Here is a 22,533-nt window from a genome sequence, read left to right as displayed (position 1 = left end):
TCGGGGCTCACGATACCGATACGATGAACACACCCGGTTGTCTGTACGAGGCACGAAATGGACGATTTTCAGGAAAGCGATCTCCAAACGATAGATCACCCCCTGTATGAACTGATCCGCAGCGAGGATATCGAGGCGTTCAATGCCGAAAAAGCCAAGCTGGCAGAACTGCCGAGTTTCGCCCATGGCGATTTCAGAGGCCTGGATTTGCGGGGCCTGGACGCCAAAGGCCTGGACTTTCGTCACGGCTATTTTCGCGGCGCGGATTTGCGGGGAATCGACTTCTCGAAATCGAGAATGGAGGGGGCCAGTATTGCCAGCGCCAAAATCTCGGGCTGCTATTTTCCCCATCGGCTGGACGCCGACGAGATTGTCATGTCGCTGAACCACGGCACCCGGATGCGATATGCCATCTTACCGAAATGAGTAAAACCACCTCACCCTGGCAAACCATCGCGGCCTCCAAAGCTCTGGCTCCCGGCGAGTTCCTGGAATTCCGCCTTCAAGAGAAAGCACAAGAGCCGGCCGGTATGCCTCTGACCGGCTTCGTGTTTCTCGACGGCAATGCCCCTCGGGCGTACCTTAACGTTTGTCCCCATCTGGGCATCGAGCTGAACTGGATGCCGGGGCGGTTCATGGACAGCGACAACCTGTTCATCCAGTGCTCCACCCACGGTGCGCTGTTCAAACCGGGCACGGGAGAATGCATTGCCGGCCCCTGCCAGGGCGATTCGCTCACCGCACTGGATGTCCGCTTGCGCGGCAGCGACATTCAGGTCAGGGTTCCAGGCTGACCGGCAGCTCCTCAACCAGCTCCAGACGGCCGGTCGGATTACCATCTTCAGCCGCCAGCGCCGCCCGGTACGCCACCACCTCAACTCCGGCCTCGCAAGCCTCTCGAAGCAGTTGGCCGTAGCGGGCATCAATGTGATCGGCAGGCCGGACCTGCTCAATTCCGGTATGGTTCACCACGAAAAAAAGCACGGCCCGATCGCCGTTCCGGACCTGGGCCATTAACTCCCGCAAGTGCTTTTGCCCACGCTCGGTGACCGCATCCGGAAAATACCCCTCACCGCCTTCGGCCAGGGTCACATTCTTGACTTCGACCCAGGCGTCAGGCTCTTTGTCATGCCCGGACAACAGCAGGTCGATCCGGCTTTTTTCCGAACCATAGCGCACTTCCGACCGGCACCGGGCGTATCCCTCCAGGCCCGGGACCACACCGGATTCAATCGCGTGTCTGGCCTGAGTGTTGGGCCGGGCCGTGTTAATACACGCCAGGACGCCCGGCGATGTCTCGACCAGCTCCCAGGTGTAGGGTAATTTGCGCTTCGGGTTATCACTGTGGCTCAGCCACACCCGTGCGTTATCCGGCTGACACCCCAGCATGGAACCGGTGTTGGGGCAGTGGGCAGTAACTTCCGAACCGTCCGGCAATCGCACGTCGGCCAAAAAGCGTTTGTAGCGGCGAATCAGCCGCCCTTCCAACAAAGGTTCAGGAAACTTCATGTGCTCTCCGCAAAAAGTACGCATCACAAGGCTGGCACCCCTGTGACTTATCTGCTATTTTCCGCAAATTCCCGTTTCAGGACGAATGCTATCCAGGGTAAAACCGCGCAGTCACACCGGCGCGGAGGAAGCAAAGCGTTCTTGTGAAGTACAAACAAGAGGCCGGGTTCAATGCCACATACTGCTGAACAGTCACGCGAACGTTTTACCAACTTCACCCCTTATGAAATGAAAAAGGGTGAAGAGTACATGAGTGCTGAAATGCTCCAGCACTTCAAAGATCTGCTGCTGCAATGGAAGCAGGAGCTGATGGAAGAAGTCGACCGCACCATGCACCATATGCAGGAAGACGCGGCAAATTACGCGGATCCCAGCGATCGCGCAACCCAGGAAGAAGAGTTCAGCCTGGAACTGCGCACTCGCGATCGCGAACGCAAGCTGATCAAAAAGATTGATCAGACCATCGATCGCATCGACAAAGACGACTACGGGTTCTGCGACCAGTGCGGCGTGGAAATCGGCATTCGCCGGCTTGAAGCCCGTCCGACCGCAACTCTGTGCATCGACTGCAAGACCCTGGCCGAAATACGCGAACGCCAGACTGGCATCTGACGCCCCAGAGGGCTGGCGGTTCTCACTGCCAGCCCGCTAACGCCTATGGCAACTCCACGTTACCGCGGGCGCTTTGCCCCCTCTCCAACCGGCCCCCTGCACTTTGGCTCCCTGGTTTCGGCTCTGGCGAGCTGGCTGGAAGCGAAAGCCGCCCATGGTGACTGGCTGGTGCGGCTTGAAGATCTGGACCCGCTCCGGGAACCGCCGGAAGCCACCGGGCAGATTCTCCATTCCCTCGAATGCCACGGTCTGTTCCCGGACGAACCTGTGCGATTTCAATCCCGGCGCCATGACGCCTATCAACAGGCAATCGAATCACTGCTCAACGCAAACAAAGCCTATCGCTGCCGATGCTCCCGCAAGCAACTCCGGGCCAATCACGGCTATCATCCCAACCACTGCCGACAACAGCCAATCCCACCCGACAAAGGTCCTCATGCCATTCGCTTTGCCCTCGACGACGAATCCGCCCAATGGCAGGATCTATTGCTTGGCCCGCAATGCCAAACCGTTCGGGCGGAGCTGGATGACCCGGTAATTCTTCGCAAAGAAGGCTTTTATGCGTATCAGCTGGCGGTGGTTGTGGATGACATGGACCAGGGGGTCACCCACGTGGTCCGGGGGTCCGACCTGCTCGACATGACGGCCCAGCAACAGCAAATATTCCGGGCGCTCGGGGCCGAGCCGCCGCAATGGCTGCACATCCCGGTTATCGTCAACGCACAAGGCCAGAAACTCAGCAAACAGAGCCATGCGCCGGCCCTTGATGATACCCGGCCCATCGGTAACCTGGTGCGCGCCCTGCAGGCTCTCGGCCAGCAACCGGAGCCATCACTGGCCCACGCCTCCGTCGTCGAGGATGTCCTTCACTGGGCTCAGGCCCACTGGCAACGATCGGCCCTTCCCCTGACATCCAGGCAGGCCCATGGTATAACCGGCGGGACACTTTCACCTTCGGACCAATAACCCGATGTATATCTACCGCCTGGTCTTTCTGCTGGTACTGGCCCTGTACATTTTTTCGCCTAACATCCTCGACTGGTGGACATCGGCAGAAAATGCCTGGTACAGCCCATACGTGATCTGGGGCGGATTGATTGCCATTGGTTTCTGGCTGGAATGGCGGCGGGACCCCAATGAGTTTTAATGCCTCTGGCCTGTTCGTGGCCAGCCTTCTGTACCTGGTGGTTCTGTTTGGCATTGCCTGGGGCACCGAGCGGGGCACGCTGCTGCGCCGCTGGGTTCGGCATCCACTGATCTACACTCTGAGCCTCGGCGTTTATGCCGGTATCTGGGCCGTTTATGGCGCCATCGGTATGGCGGCGGAATCCGGATACGGGTTTCTTGCCTATTACCTCGGCATCAGCGGCGCGTTCCTTCTCGCCCCGGTTCTGCTCAATCCGATCTTGCGCATTGCCCGGGCTTACCAACTGACTTCATTGGCAGACCTCTTTGCCTACCGGTATCGCAGCCAGTGGGCAGGCACACTGGTAACCCTCTGCTCCGCTGCCGCGATTCTGGCGCTGCTAAGTATGCAGATACAGGCGGTGTCGGTATCGGCCAGCCTGCTGGCTCCCGATGCGCCGCCGAAATTAATCAGCGTCATGTTCAGCCTGATTGTGGTGCTGTTCACCATGTTGTTCGGCGCCCGCCGCCATCAGACGTCCGGCAACCATCAGGGCCTGGTACTGGCCATCGCCTTCGACTCGCTGGTGAAAGTGGTGGCCCTGCTGGTTCTGGGCGGCGTCATTCTGTTCAGCGTCTTCGGCGGCACCGGAGGGCTGGAAACATGGCTGGCTGAGGCGGCCCATCCCGAGGCCGCCATGGTGCTGGCAATCAACGATGGTAGCTGGCGGGCATTGCTGCTGATGTCGTTCGCGGCAGCACTGGTATTGCCCCACATGTACCACATGACGTTCAGCGAGAACCCTTCGCCCCGAGCCCTTGCCAAGGCAAGCTGGGGCCTGCCATTGTACCTGCTGCTGATTGGCCTGCCCGTGCCCCTGATCGTCTGGGGCGGCCAGGCGCTCTCGGTGGAGACGCCGCCGGCGTTCTTCAGCATCGGGGTTGCTCAGGCCCTGGACAGCCCGGCACTCACCCTGCTCATGTACATTGCCGGGCTGTCTGCCGCCAGCGGCCTGATGATTGTCAGCACCCTGGCCCTCTCGGGCATGGTGCTGAACCATGTGGTGCTGCCACTGAAAACTCCGAGGGATCAAGGCGATATCTACCGATGGCTGCAGTGGGTCAAACGCCTGCTGATTGCCGTCATCCTGTTTCTGGCCTTGCTGTTTCACGAAACCATTGGCCAGCACCTGGACCTGTCTATTCTGGGAGCCATCTCCCTCTCCGGCACTCTGCAGCTGTTACCGGGCGCGCTGGGGGTTATTTATTGGCCCGAGGGCAATCGCCGGGGTTTAATAGCGGGCCTGTTCACCGGCTTGCTGATCTGGCTGGTCACCATGGTGTTGCCGTTCTCGGTGGCAGCCGACGTGCTTTCCTGGCTGAAACTGCCGGTAACCCCCGGTTACGAAAACTGGCACCTGTTTACCTTTATCAGCCTGACCACGAATATCAGTGTATTTGCCCTGATCTCCATTCTCAGCCCGGCGTCTCCCGAGGAAACCAGCGCCGCTCAGGCCTGCTCCCTTGGGGCGCTGTCCAGGCCGCACCGGCGCGAACTGCTGGCAGCCTCCTCCAATGAATTCATACAGCAACTTGCTGAGCCGCTGGGAGTGCGGGTTGCCCGCCGTGAAGTGGGCCGCGCCCTGAACCAACTGAAGCTGCCGCCTGTGGAGTTTCGCCCCTACCAGTTACGACGATTACGCGATCAGGTAGAAGTGAATCTGTCTGGCCTGCTGGGGCCTTCGGTCGCACGCGATATCGTCAAACGGCACCTCGGTTTCAAGCCGCTGACCCACAGCGGCACCGGGCAGGATATCCGCTATGTCGAACGCGCCCTCGGCGATTACCAGAATCAGCTGACCGGGCTGGCCGGTGAGCTGGACAATCTGCGCCGACATTACCGTCAAACCCTGCAGAACCTTCCCATCCCCGCCTGCTCTGTGGGTGACGACGGGGAAATTCTGATGTGGAACCATGCTATCGAAAGCCTGACCAACATCTCCGCGGAGGAAGTCGTCGGGGCCAAACTGCTGGCGCTACCGGAACACTGGCACGCGCTACTGGAAGACTTCAATCACGGCGACGATCTGCATCGCTACAAGCACCGGCTGGATCTGCGCGGAAAACCCCACTGGCTGAATCTGCACAAGGCTGCGCTGAGTGGCCCGGATCATCCCGAAGGTGGCTCGATCATTCTCGTGGAGGACCAGACCGAAACCCGCCTGCTTGAAGACGAACTGATGCACAGCGAGCGCCTGGCCTCGGTAGGCCGGCTCGCGGCCGGGGTCGCCCACGAGATCGGCAATCCCGTCACCGGTATTTCCTCACTGGCCCAGAATCTGCGGCTGGAAACCGATGATCCCGCCATCCTTGAAACGGCCGATCAGATCCAGCAACAAACGCGCCGAATTTCCACCATCCTGCAGTCGCTGATGAATTTCGCCCGAACCGGCAATCACGCTCACGCCAACCGCTATGAGCCGGTCAGCCTGCACCGCTGCGTGGAAGAGTCTATCAATCTGCTGTCACTCAGTGACAAGGGGCTGGGCATCCGGTTCGTGAATGAGTGTCCCACCGGGCTTCAGGTGTTGGGCGACGAGCAGCGGTTGGTACAAGTGTTTATCAACCTGCTGGCCAACGCCCGGGACGCCTCTCCGGACGACACGACCGTAACCGTCAGTGGAAAGGCGGATGGCTACTCCGCTATCATCGAAATCACCGACGAGGGCTCCGGCATACCGGCGGACCAGCTCGACCACATTTTTGAGCCGTTTTACACCACTAAAGCGCCCAACAAAGGAACCGGCCTGGGGCTATCTCTGGTGTACAGTATCATTGAGGAGCATTACGGCAACGTTCAGGTTGAGAGCCCCGCCAGCCCAGAGACGGCGCGCGGCACCCGTGTCAGACTCCGCCTGCCCGCGTACGAGCCGGAATCCGACAACGGCAACACTAGCCCGAACGAAAGGTCGTGACCCCCCTATGTCCCGTATTCTGATTGTTGAAGACGAAGATATTATCCGCTCGGCAGTCCGTAAACTGCTCCAGCACGCCGGCTATGAGGTGGCAGACGCGGTCTCGGTTGAAGAAGCAGAAACCCATGACCTCGACAGCTTCGACCTGGTGATCACCGATCTGAGGCTGCCAGGCGCTGCCGGAACCGAAATGATAAACCGGGCCCCCAACACCCCGGTGCTGATCATGACCAGCTATGCGAGCCTGCGTTCAGCGGTGGATTCCATGAAGATGGGAGCGGTGGACTACATCGCCAAGCCCTTCGACCACGACGAAATGCTCGCCGCTGTGGAAAGCATACTCGCCCGAAAAACCGCCGTGTCGCAGGCGCCCGCCGAGACCGGCAACGTCGCTGGCAGCCCCAAAACCGATTCGGATCCCGCGGAAATCATGTTTGGCCAGGCCGAGGCCATGCAAAAGGTTTTCACCCTGATCCGGAAAGTGGCGCCCACAGGAACCACCGTGCTGATTCAGGGTGAATCCGGCACCGGTAAGGAACTGGCCGCGCGGGCATTGCATCTGCTCAGCCCCCGGGCCAGCAAACCCCTGATTTCCGTAAACTGCGCCGCCATTCCGGAAAGCCTGATCGAATCCGAGCTCTTCGGTCACGAGAAGGGAGCCTTCACCGGGGCGGTCTCCGCCCGGACCGGCCTGATCGAAGCAGCAGACGGCGGCAGCCTGTTTCTGGACGAGATTGGCGAGCTGCCCGCCGAAGCCCAGGCCCGCCTTCTGCGGGTGCTCCAGGAAAACGAAATTCGCAGAGTGGGTTCGACCCAGAGCCAGACGGTGGATGTTCGAATGATCGCCGCAACCCACCGAAACCTGAAAGCCATGACCCGAACCGGCGACTTTCGCGAAGATCTCTATTACCGGTTGAACGTGATGCAAATCCGCATTCCACCACTCAGAGAACGCCGCGCAGACATCCTCGGGCTGGCCAGCCGCTTTCTCAAGCGCCAGGCAGGCAAACTGGGCCGCGCGGAACTATCGCTCAGCCCGGAAGCCATGCAGGCACTGGAGCGCTACCGGTGGCCGGGTAACGTCAGGGAGCTGGAAAACGCCATTGAACGCGCTTCCATACTGGCCGACGGCGACGTCATTACCCCCACAGTTCTGGATCTCGACAGCGAAGCCGACGACGATTACATCCCGGAAACCCTGGTGGAAGGCAATCATGAACAGACCCAAACCCGTGATGCCGACTCGACCAACGACTTATCACTGGAAGATTACTTCCAGCATTTCGTGCTGGAGAACCAGGACCGCATGAGCGAGACCGAACTGGCACAGAAGCTGGGCATCAGCCGTAAATCTCTTTGGGAGCGCCGCCAGCGATTGGGCATTCCCCGCAAGAAATCCTGACCACCAAAGAACTGAACCCCGGCTCAACTGTTACCTCCTGTTCCGGAAGGTAACACTTGCCTCAAAAAGCCCGACGCCCGGGTAACACTTTCCGGAGATACGGGGTAACACTTATTACCGGCCTTTCATTAACCTACTGTAAATAAAGAGTTTTCTAAAACTGGCACGAGCACTGCAATCACTTAGGGGCACAACAACAAAAACAAAAGTGACAACGCAGCGCCAAAACAAGAACAAATAGCTGCACGAGCGCCTGGCAACAAAAACAATAACAGGGTGCAAGCGAACTGAGTGTTTTGGGTACTATGCTTTTTAGGGGTCCCACGACACGTGCGAGTTGTAGATGTAGAGAAGAATCGTCTTTCAGGCGACACTGCAAATACTTGAATGCCCGCAACGTGTTACTGGCCGCTCTGTGTATTCAAAGCTTTCCGTTTGTGTGACTTCAAGCCTCCGGTTGAGGCGATACAGTGGGGTAGAAAAATCAAAAAGAATCCCGGCAACAACAAGAACAATGCAGATCGTCAACGCTTTCAGGGCGGATTCGTTAACTCGGATCCGCCTTTTGATTTTCCGGGCCACCAAAATTTGCCCCGAAGCCGCAAAAATGGCTGTCGAGAGGTTTTATTTGCCGGCTTTCCCCCCAAAGATGTGCAATTGCTGCGCAAACCGTTAAAATCGCGGTTTTTGCGCACTGCAAGCACGGAATTCCATGCCTAAACGACTTGTTGAAAAACTTCGCTCCTTCATTCCCGGCAACGGAAAGAAGAAAGCCCGCCACTATCAGCGGCAAGAGATCCCACGGGATCAGCACAACGTCTCTCGCTCTATGATCAGCGAGCCGGCCAAAAAAGTTCTGCACAGACTGAACAAATCCGGCTACGATGCCTACCTGGTTGGCGGCGGCGTTCGCGATATTCTGCTCGGAGGAAAACCCAAAGACTTCGATATCGCCACCAACGCCACCCCGGAAGAAGTTCATGACCTGTTCCGCAACTCACGGCTGATCGGTCGCCGATTCCGGATCGTGCATGTGGTTTTCGGGCGGGAGATCATTGAGGTGACCACCTTCCGGGGCAATGCCCGGGACACCAACGACGACCTTGCCGATGATGAGCACAAGACCAGCGAACATGGCCAGTTGCTCCGGGACAATGTGTACGGCAATCAGGAAGAGGATGCGCTGCGGCGTGACTTCACCATCAACGCCCTGTATTACTGCATCCGTGATTTTGCCATCATCGATTTCGCCAATGGCGTTCAGGATCTCAACAATCAGCAGATTCGCCTGATCGGTGATCCGGAAACGCGCTATCGGGAAGATCCGGTCCGTATGCTGCGAGCCATACGCTTCGCGGCCAAGCTGGACTTCGACATCGAGCCGGAGACCGAGGCGCCCATTCGCGAACTGGCACCACTACTGGCCAACATCCCCCCGGCCAGACTGTTTGATGAGGTGCTCAAACTGTTCTCCGCCGGGCATGGCGAGGCAACCTACAACCTGCTCCAGGATTACGACCTGCTGGCGCCGCTCTTCCCGGAAACGGCCCGGGCGCTGGAGGCCGGCGAACCCGATGAACTGATTCTCAAGGCCCTGCGCAATACCGACGCCAGAATTGCCCAGGGCAAATCGGTCACTCCGTATTTTCTGTTTGCCGCCATGCTCTGGCCGGCTCTGCAGGTAGAGTGGCGTCGCCGGCAGGATAATGGTGATCCGGTTCAGCCGGCTCTGCACAGTGCCATTGGCAAGGTCATCGGCCGTCAGGTACAGGCGACCGCTATTCCCAAACGCTTCTCAGGCCCGATGAAAGAAATCTGGGAACTGCAGATGCGCCTGCCCCGCCGCCAGGGTAAGCGAGCATTTGGCACCATGAGCCATCCGCGCTTCCGTGCCGCTTACGACTTTCTGCTGGTGCGGGAAGCCGCCGGCGAAATCGAACCGGGTCTTGGCCAGTGGTGGACAGACTTTCAGCAAGCGGACGAACGAAAGCAGGAGAAGATGCTCTCCGAACTGGGTGCCAATGGGCCTAAAAAACGGCGTCGCAACCGCAAGCCCACCAGGAAGCCGCCCCAGTCATGACGGTGAGCGCCTACATCGGGCTGGGTAGTAACCTGGCGGAGCCGGCTGCGCAGCTTGCGCGGGCCGTATCGGAACTCGCCGGACTGCCGGGCACAACTCTGGTCGCGCAATCACCGTTCTATGCCAGCCGCCCGGTTGGCCCACAGGATCAGCCGGACTTCGTCAATGGCGCGGTCCATTTGCATACCAGTCTCTCACCGCATGAGCTCCTGGACGGCCTGCAAGCGATCGAGCAGGCCCACGGCCGTGAGCGACTGCAGCACTGGGGTCCTCGCACCCTGGATCTCGATTTACTGCTGTTCGGCGAGACAACCATTGCCGATTTGCGCCTTAAGGTGCCTCATGCAGAGCTGCCAAACCGGGATTTTGTACTGCAACCTCTGCTCGACCTGTCTCCCGGGCTCACCCTCCCCGACGGCAGATCCGTGGCTGAGTTGCGCAGACTCTGCCCCGACAACAATTTGCGCAAGCTACCGCCCGTGGCCCGCCCCCTGGGGTGACAGACCATGCTACTCTTGTGTCTGATATTGCCTGGATTTACATTAGCGTCTTGAGTCGTACCGGCTGATCCCGGCCCCAAACTGGCCCATCCACCCAAAAGGCAAGGATTTTATGGCAGTTACCATCAATACCCTGCGGGAATACAAGCAAAAAGGCGAAGCCTTCTCTGCACTGACTTCTTACGATGCCACCTTTGCGCAGGTTGTCAGCGAAGCCGGCGTTGATGTCATCCTGATCGGTGACTCTCTTGGCATGGTGTTACAAGGTCACGACAGCACGCTCCCGGTGACGATGGAGCAAATGGTGTATCACACCAGCTGTGTCGCCCGGGGCAACCAGGGCGCGCTGGTCATGGCTGATATGCCGTTCATGTCTTACGGCACCGTTGCCGACGCACTCGATAATGCCGCAGAACTGATGCGCGCCGGGGCCCACATGGTCAAACTGGAGGGCACGGACTGGATGAGAGACACCATCGAAGCGCTGAGTGAGCGCGGGGTGCCCGTTTGCGCCCATCTCGGGCTGACCCCTCAGTTTGTCAACAAGTTTGGCGGCTACAAAGTCCAGGGGCGCGACGAACGGGCGGCGGAAGCCATGATTGAGCATGCCTGCGAACTGGAAGCCGCTGGTGCCGACATTATTCTGCTGGAGTGTGTGCCTGCCCCTCTGGCTGCCCGTATTACCCAGGCAGTGAAGGCTCCGGTCATCGGCATTGGCGCAGGCTCCGACACCGACGGACAGGTGCTGGTTCTGCACGATATGCTGGGTGTCACTCCGGGGCGCAAACCCCGTTTCGTGAAAAACTTCCTGGCGGAAGCCGACTCCATCCCGGCCGCCATTTCCGCCTACGCCCAGGCCGTGAAAGACCGAACCTTCCCAGCCGAGGAGCATACGTTCAAGGCATGAGAACCGTAAACTCACTGAAAGAACTGCGCACCATTTTGCGGGCATACCGGCAGCAGGGAAAAACCATTGCTCTGGTACCCACCATGGGCAATCTCCACGAGGGCCACATTTCCCTGGTGCGCAAAGCGTCCGAAGCGTCTGATATTGTGGTGACGAGCATTTTCGTAAACCCGATGCAGTTTGGCGCCAACGAAGATCTGGATTCCTACCCGCGCACCCTGACCGAAGACCAGAACAAACTCGCTGCCGCAGGCAACACGCTGGTCTTCGCCCCGGGTGTCGAGGAACTCTACCCGGAAGGGCTGGCAAACCAGACCAAAGTGGTGGTTCCCGAAGTCAGCGAGGGCCACTGTGGCGCCAGTCGCCCGGGCCATTTCGAGGGCGTGGCCACGGTAGTCACCATGCTTTTCAACATGGTTCAGCCCGACATTGCCGTATTCGGTGAAAAGGATTTCCAACAACTGGCGGTTATCCGCAAACTTGCCAAAGACCTGATGATTCCCGTTGAAGTGGTCGGCGCCCCCACCGTCCGGGAGGACGATGGCCTGGCCAAGAGTTCCCGCAACGGGTATCTGTCCGAACAGGAGAGGGCCATCGCCCCGCTGGTATTCCGGACCCTGCGCCACACCGCCGACCAGCTGATCCAGGGCCGTGCGGACTTCAGCACCCTCGAACAGGAAGCCCGGGACGCACTAAGCGAGGCTGGCCTGCGCCCGGACTACTTCAACATCGTCAACAGCCAGACCCTGAAGCCCGCCAGCGCGACCGATAAAGAACTGACCTTGCTGGTAGCGGCCTTTCTTGGCACCACACGCCTGATCGACAATCTCTCGATCAGACGGTAAGACGAGAACATGGAGCCTTGCCCCCAGACAACGGAATGGACCACTGATGCCTGAAACCCGCGCTGCACTAACCAACCGCCCGGAATGGCAAACGCTGCAGAAAATGAAAACCCGCCTGGAGCAACAGCCCATGCGGGCAATGTTTCAGCAGGATCCGGACAGGGCCCGGCGCTACCAGATAGAGGGCGCCGGGCTTTCGCTGGATTTCTCCCGCAATCGGCTGACCGACGACTGCCTGGAACAACTCCTGAATCTGGCCCGTGCCTGCGGCCTCAGGGAGCGGCGGGCGGCGCTGTTCACCGGCGGGCAGGCGAACGTGACGGAGCAGCGTCCAGCGCTGCACACAGCCTTGCGCGAGTGCGCGCAGGCAGAGGTTCGGGTAGACGGCCAAAATATTATTCCAGAAATCCATCACACACTGGAGCGGATGGAAGCTCTGGTGCAAAGCATCCACGCGGGCAACCGCACCGGCCACACCGGAGCCCGGTTTACCGATGTCGTCAGTATCGGTATCGGGGGGTCATTTCTCGGGCCCAAGCTGGCTGTCGAAGCTTTGCGCCCCTACTGGCAAGGCTCTCTCGATTGTCACTTTATCGCCAACATAGACGGCACTGACGTGACCGAGACCCTGGCGATGCTCAATCCGGAAACGACCCTGTTTCTGGTGCAATCGAAATCCTTCCGCACCCAGGAAACACTGGAAAACAGCCTGCTCGCCCGCCAGTGGTTTCTCGACCATGGCGGAACAGAAAAGGCGGTAGCCCAACATTTTATCGCAGTAACCGCCAACGTTGATGAGGCGCTCAGGTTCGGCATCAAAGCCGACCACACTTTTCCCATGTGGGACTGGGTTGGCGGGCGCTACTCGCTCTGGTCTGCCATCGGTCTGCCGGTTGCCCTGACACTGGGCATGAAGTCCTTCAAGGCATTGCTGTCCGGCGCACGGGCCATGGACAAGCACTTCAGGGAGGCGCCCGACCGGGAAAACCTGCCGGTGGTCATGGCGATGCTGAGTATCTGGTACAACAATTTCTGGGGCGCCGAAAGCCATGCGGTTCTGCCCTACGACGAATACCTGAAGTATCTGCCGGAACACCTTCAGCAACTGGATATGGAAAGCAATGGCAAGCGGGTCACCCAGGGCGGCACCGGAGTGGATTATCATACCGGCCCGGTCATCTGGGGTGGCGTCGGCGCCAACGGCCAGCACGCTTACCACCAATTGATTCACCAGGGCACACGACTGATTCCTGCCGACTTCATTATTCCTCTGCGCAGCCACAATCCGGTTGCCCGCCACCACGCAACGCTGTTTGCCAATTGCCTGTCTCAGGCACGCGCCATGATGGCCGGTAAAACCGAGACAGAGGCTGAAGAGGAACTGCTGGCCAGCGGTGCCGACAAAACAACCGCCCGGAAACTGGCTCCGCATAAAGCCATACCCGGCAACCGCCCCTGCAACATTCTGCTGATGGATCAGCTGAGCCCGGAAACCCTCGGCGCGCTGATTGCCCTTTACGAACACCGCACGTTCGTGCAGAGCGTCATCTGGGATATCGACTGCTTCGATCAATGGGGCGTGGAACTGGGCAAGCAGATCGGCAACGAAATCCTGCCCATGTTACTGGGTGAAAACGGCGGCAGCGCCGGCGATGCCGCCACCGAAAATCTGATCCGGTTATTCAGGAGCCGGTCCGGCCTGTGATATCCGGCGGCCCTGCCAGCTGAAGTCCACCGGCCAGAGTTTCTGGTCGCGCTGGTAGGTTTGCCAAAGCCGCCCGTAGGTCTCGCCACACACCGGATGCATCTCGCCGGGGGCAATATCGGCCAGAGGACGCAGGACAAACGCATTTTTCAGTATTTCCGCCCTGGGCAGTTCCACTCCGTCGATCGTACCGGTCGCATCCCCCCAGGTCAGAATATCCAGGTCCAGAGTCCGCGGGCTGAATTTGGGCGCTGTTGCCTTGCGCCCATTTTCCGCCTCCAGCTTTTTGAAGTACCGGGACAAGGTGCCGACCGGCTCATCGGTATCAACCCCTACCACCAGATTCAAAAAATCCGAACCGTCAAAACCCACAGATTCGCTCTCGTAAACCGGTGAAATCTGCAGCTCTCCAAACCATTCGGCCAACGCGTCCAGCGCCGCTGTCACGTGGCGATAACGCTCAATGTTACTGCCAATACTGATATAAACCCGCCTCATGACCGCTCTCCCCTCTCTATTCGCACACCCACCGAGCGGGCCGCCGGTACGGCACCCGGCTTGTTCAGCGTCAACCGGAGCCAGCGCACGCCAAACCGGGTTTGCAGCAATCTGGCAATCTCTTCTGCCGCCCGCTCCAGCAATGCCGGCTGAAGCGTTTGCAAGCACTGACTGACACTTTCACTTACCGCGGCATAATCCAGGGCATCAGCAACCTCGTCACTGGCGCCCGGAACCGAGTTGTCCCAGGCCAGCTCGAGATCAATCAACACTCGCTGCGTGATCTCCCGCTCCCAGTCGTATACCCCTATGACGGTGTCTACCGCCAGCCCCTCGATCAGGACCGTATCCCCATTGCCGTTTGTCAAACCGGTCTCCCGCGCCTTCCACTGAAGGCTGATTGAATAACACACAGGCAGACGATACTGTGGCTGAAGATCCGCCTACCCCAAAATCAGGGGCGGCATTTTCTCACAGAACGCAGGGCTCAGTCTCTGCACACTGGTTACACCATGGACGCAAGCAGTCAGCCGCTTTTGATCGTTATTCTGTGTTTTGGCGCCTACCTGGCCGGCTCGGTACTGTTCGCACTGCCGGTTTGCCGGTTGTGGCAACTGCCCGACCCCCGCGCGCTCGGGTCGGGAAATCCCGGTGCCACAAACGTTTACCGGGCCGGAGGCTGGCAACCGGCTCTCGCCACGCTGGTCCTGGATGCCTTTAAAGGCTGGCTGCCGGTGTGGCTGGCGCACACTCTGGGAATGTCCATTCTGATGCAGGCTATCATTGCCCTGTGCGCAGTGACCGGGCACATGATTCCCGCGTTCTATCGCTTCAAAGGCGGCAAAGGGGTGGCTACCGCACTGGGCGCGGGCCTTGCCCTGGCTCCGGCGACCACGGCGATCATGGCGGGTATATGGCTGGCCGTGGTGTGGCGCTCGCGCATATCCGCCCTGGCCTCCCTCGTGGCCATTACCAGCGGCCCGGTCATCAGTGCATTAATGGAACCGGAAACCCTGCCCCTGTTCGGCCTGCTGGCCCTGCTGATCGTTGTTCGCCACCGCAACAACCTGATCCGCCTGGCCCAGGGGCGCGAAACCGGGCTCTAAGTTCCCGCCCGGCTAGTCCACAAGGCCGTTGTGACGAGGTTCCGCCACCGGCGGCAGCGTATTCATCGGCCACCGGGGAATAGCCACAATGCGCCCACCGTCCCGCTGCCCGGCCTTCAGGCGCTGCGCACCGGCGTAAGCAATCATAGCGCCATTGTCGGTGCAGAACTCAGGGCGAGCGTAGAACACGCTGCCGTGCAGCTTCTTCGTCATCGCTTCCAGTGCCGCCCGCAACCGTTTGTTGGCACTGACACCGCCGGCAATCACCAGTCGTTTGCAGCCGGTTTGCTCCAGCGCCCGGCGGCATTTGATCATCAGGGTATCCACGACAGCCGCCTCAAAAGCCAGCGCAATATCCGCTTTGACCTGCTCGTCCAGAGCCCCTCTGTCTGCCGCCTCATTAACGGTGTTAAGGGTGTAGGTCTTCAGGCCACTGAAAGAGAAGTCCAGCCCCGGCCGGTCGGTCATCGGGCGGGGAAAACGGTACTGCCCCTCCCTCCCCTTTTCGGCAAGTGCTGCCACCCGCGGCCCCCCGGGATAATCCAAGCCGAGCATCTTGGCGGCTTTGTCGAAGGCCTCTCCGGCTGCATCATCCACCGATTCCCCCAACATCTGATACTCGCCAATGCCATCGACGCGCACCAGCTGCGTGTGCCCCCCCGACACCAGAAGAGCGACAAAAGGAAAAGCCGGAGGATTGTCCTCCAACATGGGCGCCAACAAGTGCCCCTCCATGTGATGAACCCCCAGTACCGGCACCCCGAGGGCAAATCCCAGCGCGTGAGCAACCGAGCCCCCGACCATCAACGCGCCAACCAGCCCGGGGCCGGCCGTATAGGCGATCCCCTCAATATCGGAGCGGACTTTACCTGCCTGCGCCAGCACCTGATCACAGAGCGGCAATAATTTACGCACATGGTCCCGGGAAGCCAGCTCTGGCACCACACCACCATAATCCGCGTGCATATCAATCTGGCTGAAGAGAGCGTGAGCCAGCAGCCCCTGTTCATCATCAAACAGGGCCACGCCGGTCTCGTCACAGGAGGTTTCAATACCTAGAATCAGCATAATGGGCGCTACACTTGAGGGAGTTCGATTGTCGTTCGCGCATTTTAGCAGAAACCCGAAAGCTTCCGTCAGTTTCGTTGAACAGTGATTGACCTCGGCCAGCCCAACGGCTATCATTGCCGCCCTAAATTAGCACTGGTCGAGTTTTAGCCAATCTGACCAGGGATCGAGCCCGCGCGGCAACGCCCCGCGGAACACATTGAAACCGAATCTATCAGGTAGGTGATTTTCGAATGCCAGCTGTTAAAGTGAAAGAGAATGAACCGTTTGACGTAGCACTGCGTCGCTTCAAGCGTTCCTGCGAGAAGGCCGGTGTACTGTCTGAAGTACGTCGTCGTGAGCACTACGAGAAGCCAACCGCTGTTCGCAAGCGTAAAGCAGCCGCTGCCGTTAAGCGTCATCTCAAGAAGCTTCAGCGGGAACAGCGCAAGTTCGAGCGTCTGTACTGAGTTCAGGCGCGCATCGACTGCACAACTGATTGCCGGAACGGCGTTTCGCCCTACCCGGCAAGCTGGAAATGCCGCCGAGGCCTGGCTTCGGCGGCATTTTTGGCTATGGCGGAAATATAGTCGCGACCGGCAGCCCGGCTGAAGTGGAGCCATCATGAGCGGACTGATCCCTCAACGATTTGTTGAAGACCTGCTGGATCGTATTGATCTGGCAGAATTGATCGGATCCCGCATTACGCTGAAAAAAGCCGGCGCCAACTATAAGGCTTGCTGCCCGTTTCACGACGAAAAAACGCCATCGTTCAATGTCCGGCCAGACAAAGGCTTCTATCACTGTTTTGGCTGCGGAGCCCATGGCGACGCCATCAGCTTTGTCCGCGAGTTCGAGGGCCTGGGCTTTACCGAGGCGGTGGAAGAGTTGGCCAAGCGGGCCGGCCTCGAAGTGCCCTACGACCGGGCTGCCAGGCAGGAAATGCAGCAGGCGCGCACGTTGACCGACGCCCTGGATTTTGCCAGCCGGTTTTATCATTCCACACTGGCCAGCCAACAAGGCAATTTCGCGAGGGACTATCTGACACAGCGCGGGCTGGACGAGAATATCATCCAGCAGTATCAGATCGGCTACGCACCCGGCACCGGCACCGCTCTTTACGACGCGGCGCCGAAGGACCTTAAAGAGCCGTTGATCGAGACCCGTACCGTATCGGACCAGTATGGGCGCCCACGGGATCTGTTCCGGAACCGGGTCATGTTCCCGATTCGGAATACCAGAGGAAAAACCATCGCCTTCGGCGGCCGCACGCTCGGTGATGACAAGGCCAAGTACATCAACTCGCCGGAATCGGACGTTTTCCATAAAAGCCGGGAAATCTACGGCTTGTTCGAGGCCCGGCAGGCTGTCCGGCAACTGGACAAGCTACTGGTTGTAGAGGGCTATATGGATGTCATTGCCCTGGCCCAGCACGGCATCCATTACGCGGTCGCCACGCTTGGAACGGCGACCAACCAGGATAGCCTGAACGCCCTGCTGCGGCAGGTGCGGCACATTGTATTCTGCTTTGACGGCGACCAGGCCGGCTTTCGCGCAGCGGACCGCGCCATGGAAAACGCTCTGGAACTGATCGCAGACGGGCAGCACCTGCAATTTTTAATGTTGCCCGAGGGTGAAGACCCGGACACGCTCGTACGCAAAGAAGGGGCAGACGCGTTTCAAAAACGCGTAGAGGGAGCCACACCCTTTTCCCGCTACCTGTTGGACCGCCAGGCTGAAGGCCTGGACCTGCAACTGCCGGAACATCGGGGCGAGCTGAGAGCAAGAGTAGAGCCGCTGCTGAACAAAATGTCCCGCAGCACGCTGCGGGACGCCATGTGGCACGAAATGCTGCGCCTGTGCGGGGGCCGGAACCAGTGGCAGAAACGCCAACAGGGCCAGGGCAACAGGGCACGCGGCTGGCGGGGCGAAGGCCAGAGCCGGCCTCCGGAAGACCGGATTGACGTAAAACTGAGCAAAGACAGCACGCTGTGCCTGGCTCTCCTGGAGGCGCCGGAACTGGCAACCGAAGTCAGGGCCCTGGCAGGCAATACACGCCAACTGGACCAGGCAGAACGACTGGCCCGCTGGCTGCTGGAAGAAAACATCCAGACCCGCAAGGCACTGGCCGCGGGACTGGCTACGAACAAGCAGGCCAGAGACAGGTTTTACAACCTGTTCGATGCACTGGAGCATATACCGGCACGGGACAGCACACTGGCAGCCGCCAGAGAACTGCTCAGCCCGAACGAAGAGGCCGCGCGCCAGCAAAGACTGGCAACCTTGCTCCGGAATCTGGCCCAGCTCTCTCCGGAAGAACGGGAAGAGCTACGAACGCTCAGCGCAGGTACGTTAAATCCGAAGGCTGAGAGCTGAGCACTTGAAACCTGTTGCCCTGATCACCATCTAACCATTCGGTGGCAGCGCAACCGAGCGACAGCTATAATGGCTGTTTAACTTTTTTCCTCTTTAAAAGCGAGTTCACAGGGTGTCTATGTCAGGCAATTCGCAGAAATCACGTTTGAAAGACCTCATCGCACGAGGCAAGGAACAAGGTTACCTGACTTACGCCGAGGTAAACGACCACCTGCCGGAAGATATCGCAGATCCGGACCAGGTTGAAGACATCATCCGGATGATTAACGACATGGGTATCCAGGTGTGCGAGGAAACACCGGACGCCGATACCCTGCTGATGACCGAGGGCGACTCGACTGCCGATGAGGCTGCCGCTGCCGAGGCTGCCGCTGCCCTGGCGGCCGTGGAGACTGACGCAGGCCGCACAACAGATCCGGTTCGTATGTATATGCGCGAGATGGGCACGGTTGAGCTGCTGACTCGCGAAGGCGAGATCGTCATTGCCAAGCGCATCGAGGAAGGCATTCGCGATGTCATGGCTGCGGTTGCCCATTTCCCGGGCACGGCCGGCACGGTCATCCAGGCCTACGAGCGCATCATCGAGAACGAGGGCCGTATCAGCGACATCGTAACCGGCTTCCTTGATCCGGATGGCGCTGAGCCGTTTATGGGCGAAGAGACCGCCACCGACAGCTCGAGCGATTCCGACTCATCTTCCGACGACGATGACGATTCGGATGAAGAAGAAACCGAAAACGGGCCGGATCCGGAAGAAACCCGGCTGCGCTTCGAATTGCTGAAAGAAAAGCTGGACGCCGCCGACAAGGCGCTGGCCAAGCACGGCCGCACTGACAAGAAGACCCAGGCAGCACTGAACGAGCTGGGGCAGGTCTTTGCGCCGTTCAAACTGGCAAATAAGGCATTCGACGAGCTGGTCAACGTGGTTCGCTCCACCAACGATCTCGTGCGCGAAAATGAGCGGGCCATCATGAAGATCTGCGTGCGCGAAAGCAGAATGCCCCGCAAGGATTTCATCAAGTGGTTCCCGGGCAACGAGATCGATCTGGAATGGGCCAGCGAAATCGCTGCCACCAAAAAGCCCTACGCAGCCGCTATCGGCGAGCGAATTGATGAAATTGTCCGCCTGCAAAAGCGGATTCAGAACGTTCAGGCAGAAGTAGACCTGGATGTGGCAGACATCAAGGAAATCAATCGTCGGGTATCCATCGGTGAGGCCAAAGCTCGCCGCGCCAAGAAGGAAATGGTTGAGGCCAACCTTCGCCTGGTGATCTCCATTGCGAAGAAGTACACCAACCGTGGCCTGCAGTTCCTTGACCTGATCCAGGAAGGCAACATTGGCCTGATGAAGGCCGTGGATAAGTTCGAATATCGTCGTGGCTACAAGTTCTCCACCTACGCCACCTGGTGGATTCGTCAGGCCATTACCCGCTCTATCGCGGACCAGGCCCGCACCATTCGTATTCCGGTGCACATGATCGAAACCATCAACAAGCTGAACCGGATTTCCCGTCAGATGCTTCAGGAAATGGGCCGGGAGCCCACGCCCGAAGAGCTTGGCGAGCGTATGGAAATGCCTGAGGACAAGATCCGCAAGGTACTGAAGATCGCCAAAGAGCCGATCTCCATGGAAACCCCGATCGGCGACGATGAAGACAGCCACCTGGGCGATTTCATCGAAGATATCCAGGCGCTCTCTCCGGTAGATTCCGCCACCGCCGAAGGCCTGCGTGAATCGACCCGGATGGTACTTGCAGGCCTCACCGCCCGTGAGTCCAAGGTATTGCGTATGCGCTTCGGTATCGAAATGAACACGGACCACACGCTGGAAGAAGTCGGCAAACAGTTCGACGTTACCCGGGAGCGGATCCGTCAGATCGAAGCCAAGGCCCTGCGCAAACTGCGCCATCCTTCCCGCTCCGATCACCTGCGCGGCTTCATTGACGATCAGGGCAACGGTTAATCCCAAAGACAGTAGCGGGCGCCACCCCTCGTGGGTATAATGGCGCCCGTTTTCCTTTCCGGGCCTATAGCTCAGTTGGTTAGAGCAGGGGACTCATAATCCCTTGGTCGCTGGTTCGAGTCCAGCTGGGCCCACCATATTCTTCTGCTGTTTTTTCATATCCCTGCAGGTTGCCAATCACACCGCTTTTGGCCCCGCTGTATTAAAAGCAACTTCCCCGTTCGCCTCAAAGTCAAGATTGGTCACCGCAAAAATCACAGCGACCGCCAGAAGCCTGATTGCCTTTTTTGTGCCCGTTCACAAAACCGCAAAGATTAAACAACAGAAACACACCCACCCTCACTGGTTAACACTCTGAGTTTTATGGCCTTTTTGGCAATATTTTCCCTACGTGGTCATACCGACAACCGGCCATGTCAAAAAAGCCAACGCCGCTGTTAAACCCGCCCCATACACTTAAAACTGAACAAGCGTACCAGTCCTGAACGGAATGCCTCAGGATTGAGCACAAAAACAATGAGTGAACGGAGTGTATTCATGGTTCTTTCCCCCCGATTCTCAGTACGGGCGGTATCCCTTGCCGTTGCAGCAGTATCCGCATCCCTGTCTTTGCCGGCCAGCGCCAGCATGGGCAACCTGGGCACCAGCTATGGCGTGATGCCTGTTGATGTCGCTACCGCCCAGTCCCTCTCGATGTTCAATGACCAGGTCTCGGCCACCTATTACAATCCGGCGGCCTTAACCAAAGACCCCCGCGGTGAGCTGACCACCGGCATTCTGCATTCCGAACAGGAACTGCGCTCAGACAACCCGAATGCGAGCGGCGAGGTTGTCTCCGATTCCCCCAGCCAACACGTTCTTATCGGCATGAAGACCAACCTGGGTTCACTGACGCGATTTGATCATCCCATCTACCTCGGGTTTATCGCAGGGGTCGAGAAATACGGCAAGGAAATGCTGGCATTCAGCTCAGAAACCAACGAGAGCGGCCAGTTCCTGCAATACGGCAAAGAGCCTCTGTTCCTGAATGTGGGCGGCGCAACACCGATCTGGCGGGGCATTTCCGCGGGTGCGTCCGTACGCGTAACACTGGAAGCCACCGCCAGCCTGGATGCCGTCTCAACGCTTGGGGGCGAAACCAGCCGTGAACGCCTGGCCGTGGACGCCGAGCCCTCGCTGAAGACGATCCTGGGCACTAATATCGACATGGGCAGTACATTCTGCCCTGAAAGCGAATGTTTCCTGACCGGCTGGGAAACGGCCCTCACCTACCGAACCAAATCCTCGGCCTCGACCACGGTTGATTCCAACATCATCGTCACCCAGACCATTCCGGACCCGGGCCTGAGCCTTGCGGTGTCGACCATTGATTCGTTCCAGCCAGAGATCATTGCCATCGGCACCCAGTACTCCGGTGACGGCTGGCGCATTGGCGGCAGTATCGAACAGCAGAACTGGTCCGAACTGGAAGATGAATTCGCGAGCGATACCATCAAGGATCAGGGCTCCGTAGGTGCCGGAAACCGCATCGGCTTCGATGACATACTCGTGCCGCGCCTGGGCGCCGAGTATCAGCTCAACAAGAACTTCTCGCTTCGGGGCGGCATTGCATACGAAGAATCTCCTCTGAAAAGCACCCGCAACCCGGAGCTGAACTACCTCGACACAGACAAGCTCGTGGTTGGCCTTGGCATCAGTGCAACCTACGACCGCACACGCTTGCTGGCATATCCGGTGCGCCTCGACCTTGGCTACCAGTACCAGCAGTTGCAAGAGCGTGATTTCACCCTGGTGGATTACGACGGCGACGAGACGAGCATTACCGCCGACGGCGATATCCATGTCTTAAGCGGCTCCATCACACTGAAATTCTGAGGAGAGGC

General features: G+C 58.9%; 21 protein-coding genes and 1 tRNA gene. 18 read left to right on the top strand and 4 right to left on the bottom strand.

The features are described from left to right. The first annotated feature begins 57 nt into the window (after positions 1 to 57). Both ACP2AU_RS06485 and ACP2AU_RS06480 read left to right on the top strand, forming a co-directional pair. Positions 58 to 426: a pentapeptide repeat-containing protein gene (locus ACP2AU_RS06485; RefSeq protein WP_426375295.1), complete on the top strand. Its 369-nt coding sequence runs from the start codon at positions 58 to 60 to the stop codon at positions 424 to 426. Beyond that, positions 423 to 794, top strand: coding sequence for a Rieske (2Fe-2S) protein (locus ACP2AU_RS06480; RefSeq protein ID WP_426375294.1), 372 nt, complete (start codon positions 423 to 425; stop codon positions 792 to 794). Before ACP2AU_RS06485 ends, ACP2AU_RS06480 begins: the two co-directional genes overlap by 4 nt. Here the strand turns inward: ACP2AU_RS06480 and sfsA are convergent. Continuing rightward, the gene (gene sfsA, locus ACP2AU_RS06475) at positions 778 to 1,509 is read right to left on the bottom strand and encodes a DNA/RNA nuclease SfsA (protein WP_426375293.1); all 732 of its coding nucleotides are present in this window, start codon (positions 1,507 to 1,509) and stop codon (positions 778 to 780) included. The two genes, ACP2AU_RS06480 and sfsA, sit on opposite strands and share 17 nt — an antisense overlap. Positions 1,510 to 1,680: 171 nt before the next feature. On the opposite strand from sfsA, the gene dksA reads away from it, so the two are divergent. The 10 genes from dksA (at position 1,681) to pgi (ending at position 13,660) form a co-directional block, all read left to right on the top strand. Next, on the top strand, positions 1,681 to 2,121 hold the full coding sequence (dksA, locus tag ACP2AU_RS06470) for an RNA polymerase-binding protein DksA (protein ID WP_426375292.1): 441 nt from the start codon (positions 1,681 to 1,683) through the stop codon (positions 2,119 to 2,121). A gap of 45 nt (positions 2,122 to 2,166) precedes the next feature. Then, positions 2,167 to 3,087: a tRNA glutamyl-Q(34) synthetase GluQRS gene (gene gluQRS, locus ACP2AU_RS06465; RefSeq protein WP_426375291.1), complete on the top strand. Its 921-nt coding sequence runs from the start codon at positions 2,167 to 2,169 to the stop codon at positions 3,085 to 3,087. A gap of 4 nt (positions 3,088 to 3,091) precedes the next feature. After that, entirely contained in the window at positions 3,092 to 3,268 is a 177-nt protein-coding gene (locus ACP2AU_RS06460) for a hypothetical protein (RefSeq protein WP_426375290.1), read from the top strand. Continuing rightward, entirely contained in the window at positions 3,258 to 6,221 is a 2,964-nt protein-coding gene (locus ACP2AU_RS06455) for an ATP-binding protein (RefSeq protein ID WP_426375289.1), read from the top strand. Before ACP2AU_RS06460 ends, ACP2AU_RS06455 begins: the two co-directional genes overlap by 11 nt. A 7-nt stretch (positions 6,222 to 6,228) precedes the next feature. Then, positions 6,229 to 7,623 (top strand): sigma-54-dependent transcriptional regulator, encoded by a 1,395-nt coding sequence (locus ACP2AU_RS06450; RefSeq protein WP_426375288.1) that lies wholly within the window; start codon positions 6,229 to 6,231, stop codon positions 7,621 to 7,623. 712 nt (positions 7,624 to 8,335) lie between these two features. Further along, positions 8,336 to 9,703 (top strand): polynucleotide adenylyltransferase PcnB, encoded by a 1,368-nt coding sequence (pcnB, locus tag ACP2AU_RS06445; RefSeq protein WP_426375287.1) that lies wholly within the window; start codon positions 8,336 to 8,338, stop codon positions 9,701 to 9,703. After that, positions 9,700 to 10,203: a 2-amino-4-hydroxy-6-hydroxymethyldihydropteridine diphosphokinase gene (gene folK, locus ACP2AU_RS06440; RefSeq protein WP_426375286.1), complete on the top strand. Its 504-nt coding sequence runs from the start codon at positions 9,700 to 9,702 to the stop codon at positions 10,201 to 10,203. The genes pcnB and folK (ACP2AU_RS06440) overlap by 4 nt, the downstream gene beginning before the upstream one ends. Before the next feature lie 112 nt (positions 10,204 to 10,315). After that, on the top strand, positions 10,316 to 11,110 hold the full coding sequence (gene panB, locus ACP2AU_RS06435; protein WP_426375285.1) for a 3-methyl-2-oxobutanoate hydroxymethyltransferase: 795 nt from the start codon (positions 10,316 to 10,318) through the stop codon (positions 11,108 to 11,110). Further along, positions 11,107 to 11,955 (top strand): pantoate--beta-alanine ligase, encoded by an 849-nt coding sequence (gene panC / locus ACP2AU_RS06430; protein ID WP_426375284.1) that lies wholly within the window; start codon positions 11,107 to 11,109, stop codon positions 11,953 to 11,955. The genes panB and panC overlap by 4 nt, the downstream gene beginning before the upstream one ends. A gap of 46 nt (positions 11,956 to 12,001) precedes the next feature. After that, on the top strand, positions 12,002 to 13,660 hold the full coding sequence (gene pgi, locus ACP2AU_RS06425; protein ID WP_426375283.1) for a glucose-6-phosphate isomerase: 1,659 nt from the start codon (positions 12,002 to 12,004) through the stop codon (positions 13,658 to 13,660). Here the strand turns inward: pgi and folK (ACP2AU_RS06420) are convergent. Beyond that, positions 13,634 to 14,158, bottom strand: coding sequence for a 2-amino-4-hydroxy-6-hydroxymethyldihydropteridine diphosphokinase (gene folK, locus ACP2AU_RS06420; protein WP_426375282.1), 525 nt, complete (start codon positions 14,156 to 14,158; stop codon positions 13,634 to 13,636). The genes pgi and folK (ACP2AU_RS06420) overlap by 27 nt on opposite strands. Next, on the bottom strand, positions 14,155 to 14,526 hold the full coding sequence (gene folB / locus ACP2AU_RS06415; RefSeq protein WP_426375281.1) for a dihydroneopterin aldolase: 372 nt from the start codon (positions 14,524 to 14,526) through the stop codon (positions 14,155 to 14,157). Before folB ends, folK (ACP2AU_RS06420) begins: the two co-directional genes overlap by 4 nt. Positions 14,527 to 14,670: 144 nt before the next feature. Here folB and plsY point away from each other — a divergent pair, with 144 nt between their 5' ends. Then, positions 14,671 to 15,264: a glycerol-3-phosphate 1-O-acyltransferase PlsY gene (gene plsY / locus ACP2AU_RS06410; RefSeq protein ID WP_426375280.1), complete on the top strand. Its 594-nt coding sequence runs from the start codon at positions 14,671 to 14,673 to the stop codon at positions 15,262 to 15,264. Between the two features lie 12 nt (positions 15,265 to 15,276). On the opposite strand, the gene tsaD is transcribed toward plsY, so the two are convergent. Beyond that, positions 15,277 to 16,332, bottom strand: a complete 1,056-nt coding sequence (tsaD, locus tag ACP2AU_RS06405) for a tRNA (adenosine(37)-N6)-threonylcarbamoyltransferase complex transferase subunit TsaD (RefSeq protein WP_426375279.1) — start codon at positions 16,330 to 16,332, stop codon at positions 15,277 to 15,279. A gap of 233 nt (positions 16,333 to 16,565) precedes the next feature. Between tsaD and rpsU the strand changes: the two genes are divergently transcribed. The 5 genes from rpsU to aupA all read left to right on the top strand — a co-directional run bounded on the left by rpsU (position 16,566) and on the right by aupA (position 22,525). After that, positions 16,566 to 16,781 (top strand): 30S ribosomal protein S21, encoded by a 216-nt coding sequence (gene rpsU / locus ACP2AU_RS06400; protein ID WP_007153483.1) that lies wholly within the window; start codon positions 16,566 to 16,568, stop codon positions 16,779 to 16,781. A 154-nt stretch (positions 16,782 to 16,935) separates the two neighbouring features. After that, the gene (gene dnaG, locus ACP2AU_RS06395) at positions 16,936 to 18,687 is read left to right on the top strand and encodes a DNA primase (RefSeq protein ID WP_426375278.1); all 1,752 of its coding nucleotides are present in this window, start codon (positions 16,936 to 16,938) and stop codon (positions 18,685 to 18,687) included. 118 nt (positions 18,688 to 18,805) lie between these two features. Further along, entirely contained in the window at positions 18,806 to 20,650 is a 1,845-nt protein-coding gene (rpoD, locus tag ACP2AU_RS06390) for an RNA polymerase sigma factor RpoD (RefSeq protein WP_426375277.1), read from the top strand. Positions 20,651 to 20,710: 60 nt separating this feature from the next. Continuing rightward, positions 20,711 to 20,787: transfer RNA gene (locus ACP2AU_RS06385), tRNA-Ile, on the top strand. Positions 20,788 to 21,187: 400 nt separating this feature from the next. Continuing rightward, complete coding sequence (gene aupA / locus ACP2AU_RS06380) at positions 21,188 to 22,525, top strand: alkane uptake protein AupA (RefSeq protein ID WP_426375276.1); 1,338 nt, start codon at positions 21,188 to 21,190, stop codon at positions 22,523 to 22,525. Positions 22,526 to 22,533: the final 8 nt, after the last annotated feature.

It is taken from the genome of Marinobacter sp. VGCF2001 (assembly GCF_049943275.1).
Classification (GTDB): Bacteria; Pseudomonadota; Gammaproteobacteria; order Pseudomonadales; family Oleiphilaceae; genus Marinobacter.
The sequence above is the reverse complement of the archived record's forward strand: the minus strand, read 5'-3'. Positions and strand labels throughout refer to the sequence as shown.

Excerpts from the sequence above, each read along its gene's own strand:
- ACP2AU_RS06485 (WP_426375295.1), top strand. The coding sequence starts at position 58 with ATGGACGATTTTCAGGAAAGCGATCTCCAAACGATAGATCACCCCCTG.
- folK (WP_426375286.1), top strand. The coding sequence starts at position 9,700 with ATGACGGTGAGCGCCTACATCGGGCTGGGTAGTAACCTGGCGGAGCCG.
- panB (WP_426375285.1), top strand. The coding sequence starts at position 10,316 with ATGGCAGTTACCATCAATACCCTGCGGGAATACAAGCAAAAAGGCGAA.
- ACP2AU_RS06455 (WP_426375289.1), top strand. The coding sequence starts at position 3,258 with ATGAGTTTTAATGCCTCTGGCCTGTTCGTGGCCAGCCTTCTGTACCTG.
- rpsU (WP_007153483.1), top strand. The coding sequence starts at position 16,566 with ATGCCAGCTGTTAAAGTGAAAGAGAATGAACCGTTTGACGTAGCACTG.
- sfsA (WP_426375293.1), bottom strand. The coding sequence starts at position 1,509 with ATGAAGTTTCCTGAACCTTTGTTGGAAGGGCGGCTGATTCGCCGCTAC.
- ACP2AU_RS06480 (WP_426375294.1), top strand. The coding sequence starts at position 423 with ATGAGTAAAACCACCTCACCCTGGCAAACCATCGCGGCCTCCAAAGCT.
- ACP2AU_RS06460 (WP_426375290.1), top strand. The coding sequence starts at position 3,092 with ATGTATATCTACCGCCTGGTCTTTCTGCTGGTACTGGCCCTGTACATT.
- aupA (WP_426375276.1), top strand. The coding sequence starts at position 21,188 with ATGGTTCTTTCCCCCCGATTCTCAGTACGGGCGGTATCCCTTGCCGTT.
- pgi (WP_426375283.1), top strand. The coding sequence starts at position 12,002 with ATGCCTGAAACCCGCGCTGCACTAACCAACCGCCCGGAATGGCAAACG.
- folK (WP_426375282.1), bottom strand. The coding sequence starts at position 14,158 with ATGAGGCGGGTTTATATCAGTATTGGCAGTAACATTGAGCGTTATCGC.
- panC (WP_426375284.1), top strand. The coding sequence starts at position 11,107 with ATGAGAACCGTAAACTCACTGAAAGAACTGCGCACCATTTTGCGGGCA.
- rpoD (WP_426375277.1), top strand. The coding sequence starts at position 18,806 with ATGTCAGGCAATTCGCAGAAATCACGTTTGAAAGACCTCATCGCACGA.
- dksA (WP_426375292.1), top strand. The coding sequence starts at position 1,681 with ATGCCACATACTGCTGAACAGTCACGCGAACGTTTTACCAACTTCACC.
- pcnB (WP_426375287.1), top strand. The coding sequence starts at position 8,336 with ATGCCTAAACGACTTGTTGAAAAACTTCGCTCCTTCATTCCCGGCAAC.
- plsY (WP_426375280.1), top strand. The coding sequence starts at position 14,671 with ATGGACGCAAGCAGTCAGCCGCTTTTGATCGTTATTCTGTGTTTTGGC.
- ACP2AU_RS06450 (WP_426375288.1), top strand. The coding sequence starts at position 6,229 with ATGTCCCGTATTCTGATTGTTGAAGACGAAGATATTATCCGCTCGGCA.
- tsaD (WP_426375279.1), bottom strand. The coding sequence starts at position 16,332 with ATGCTGATTCTAGGTATTGAAACCTCCTGTGACGAGACCGGCGTGGCC.
- dnaG (WP_426375278.1), top strand. The coding sequence starts at position 16,936 with ATGAGCGGACTGATCCCTCAACGATTTGTTGAAGACCTGCTGGATCGT.
- gluQRS (WP_426375291.1), top strand. The coding sequence starts at position 2,167 with ATGGCAACTCCACGTTACCGCGGGCGCTTTGCCCCCTCTCCAACCGGC.